The organism is Actinacidiphila sp. bgisy167, from assembly GCF_965342175.1.
Taxonomy (GTDB): domain Bacteria; phylum Actinomycetota; class Actinomycetes; order Streptomycetales; family Streptomycetaceae; genus Actinacidiphila.
Genome location: NZ_CBDRBL010000181.1, coordinates 1 through 2,359, shown reverse-complemented (window position 1 = coordinate 2,359; position 2,359 = coordinate 1). Strand labels below are relative to the sequence as shown.

Sequence of the window (2,359 nt, the reverse complement as noted above, 5' to 3'; positions counted from 1 at the left end):
CGCGAACGAGCGGCCAGCTGCGCATTCCACCAGGGTCCGGGTCTTCCAGTGAAGTCCGAACCACCGGTCCTCGTGTTCATGCTCGGCGGATGGCTCCGGCCAGTTCACGACGGGCAGCCGCGGCAGCCCGATCCGGGGTGCCACCTCGGCGTTCGCCTCGTCCTCCCAGGTCGTGGCCCAGACCAGTTCGCACGGCAGCGCCGCCAGCCGAATCCCCACCTTGGGGTTGAGTCGCGCCAGGTGAGGGTGGGGGCCTGTGTCTTTCGGCTCGCGCTGCGGGCTCAGGCCGAACGGAAGAAGTGGCCCGTCGACATCGAGGAACAGCAGCGGGCGTTTCACCTGCCGGGTCATGCCGCACTGACCTCCTCGCGCTCGACCAGGACGCCGTTTTCGAACGTGGCGCCGGCGCGGACCAGGGCGACGAGGTGGGCTCCGCGGATTGCGCGCCAGCGAGCCTGGGCGGATTCGACGAGTTTGAAGACCATCGCGAGGGCTGCGGCTGGGCTTCCGGCGCCGCGGGTGACCTTGGTGCGGAGCTTGACCGTGGAGAAGGTCGACTCGATCGGGTTCGTGGTCCGCAGGTGGATCCAGTGCTCGGCCGGGAAGTCGTAGAACGCCAGCAGTTCCTCGGCGTCGTCGGTGATCTTCGCTACGGCCTTGGGCCATTTCGCGCCGTAGGTCTTCGCGAACGCCTCGATCGCCTTCTCGGCATGGGCGCGGTCCTCGGCGTTGTAGATCTCCTGCATCGCCTTCGTCGCGCCCGGCTGTGCGGACTTCGGCAGGGCGTTCGTGACATTGCGGGCCTTGTGGACCCAGCAGCGCTGGTGGCGGGCGGCCGGGAACACCTCGGCGAGCGCCTTCCACAGCCCCATCGCGCCGTCGCCGACGACCAGCTCGGGATCGCGCATGCCCCGGCGGCGGCAGTCGCGCAGCAGGTCGGCCCACGACTCGGTGGACTCTCGCAGCCCCTCGGCCAGCGCGATCAGTTCCTTGGTGCCGTCCAGGCGCACACCCATCAGCACCAGGACGCAGGAATGTGCCTGCCCGAGCCGGACCTTGGGGTGCACCCCGTCCGCCCACACGTACACGTAGTCGGACTCGGACAGGTCGCGCTGCTGGAAGGCGGCGTGATCGTCGCTCCACTGCTTCGTCAGCCGGGTCACGGTGGCCGGCGACAGGCCGGCCGCCGAGCCGAGGAACTGCTCCAGCGCGGGCACGAAGTCCCCCGAGGACAGGCCATGCAGGTAGAGCAGCGGCAGCACCTCGCTGATCTTGGGCGACTTGCGGCACCACGGCGGCAGGATCTTCGAGGAGAACCGCATCCGCTCGCCGGTGGCCGCGTCGACCCGCTTGTCGTTCACACGTGGGGCCGTGACCTCGACCGGACCTGCGGCGGTGACGACCGTGCGGGGCCGGTGACGGCCGTTGCGGACCACCAGGCGACGCCCGGCCGCGTCAGTCTCGGCAGCCAACTCGGCTATGTACTGGTTGACTTCAGCCTCCAGCGCGGCGGCAAGCATCCGCCGGGCCCCCTCGCGGACGATCTCGTCGATCAGGGAGCCGGACTCGGTGGAACCGTCGGCGTTCACTACGCTGAGCACGGGCGTGCCTTCCCGACCCGCGCTGCGAACGCGGGCCTACTCGGTGACCATCAAAGGATCATTCGGGAAGGTACGCCCTCCGCGTGCCCTCCCGGAACCGATCCACAGGTCTTGAGCATTGCTCCTCCCGCACTGCGGGGAACCTCAGCAACCCCCCGGCGGTCGGAAACCCGTTGAGGCGAGCTCGGGTTCTTGATCCGACGATGTGACAAGACGTGTTACCTGGGTACCAGGGCAGTGATGCCTGTCAAGGAACTCAAGGAGGATCCCTCATGACTGTCGCCGCTACTTCCATGAACCTCACGAAGGCCGCCCACGCCGGGATCTCGGTCTCGGACCTGGACGTGTCGATCGCGTTCTACACGGCCCTGACCGGTCGTGGACCCGTCGCCCAGGGAACCATGAGCAGCGTGCCGTTCGGTAAGTCGCAGGGACTGCCCGTCGCGAACCTGCGGTACGCGACGATCAACATCGACGGGCTCGGTATCGACCTCATCCAGTTCACGGAGCCGGCGGGCAAGCGGACACACGGCAAGGCGAACCGCCCCGGTTCCATGCACCTGTGCTTCAAGGTCGACGACTTCGATGCGGTCTATCAGCGGATGAAGGAGGCCGGTTACGACTTCCTGGGCGATGACTACACCTTCATCGAGGGCGAGGTCACCCCGGACGAAGCCCTAGGCACCAAGGTCGCCTACTTCAACGACCCTGACGGAACCAACCTGGAGATCATTGAGCCCATGGGCGGCTTCGCCAAC

General features: G+C 67.6%; 3 protein-coding genes. 1 reads left to right on the top strand and 2 read right to left on the bottom strand.

The annotated features are described in order from the left end of the window. Together ACRWND_RS30590 and ACRWND_RS30585 are read right to left on the bottom strand one after the other, a co-directional pair. On the bottom strand, nt 1-351 hold a 351-nt coding region (locus ACRWND_RS30590; RefSeq protein ID WP_431955194.1), incomplete at its 3' end, for an HAD domain-containing protein. Continuing rightward, entirely contained in the window at nt 348-1,601 is a 1,254-nt protein-coding gene (locus ACRWND_RS30585; RefSeq protein ID WP_431955192.1) for an IS256 family transposase, read from the bottom strand. The genes ACRWND_RS30585 and ACRWND_RS30590, both read right to left, overlap by 4 nt. Before the next feature lie 272 nt (nt 1,602-1,873). On the opposite strand from ACRWND_RS30585, the gene ACRWND_RS30580 reads away from it, so the two are divergent. Further along, nucleotides 1,874-2,359, top strand: a 486-nt coding sequence (locus ACRWND_RS30580) for a VOC family protein (RefSeq protein WP_431955190.1), incomplete at its 3' end; no start/stop codon positions are given.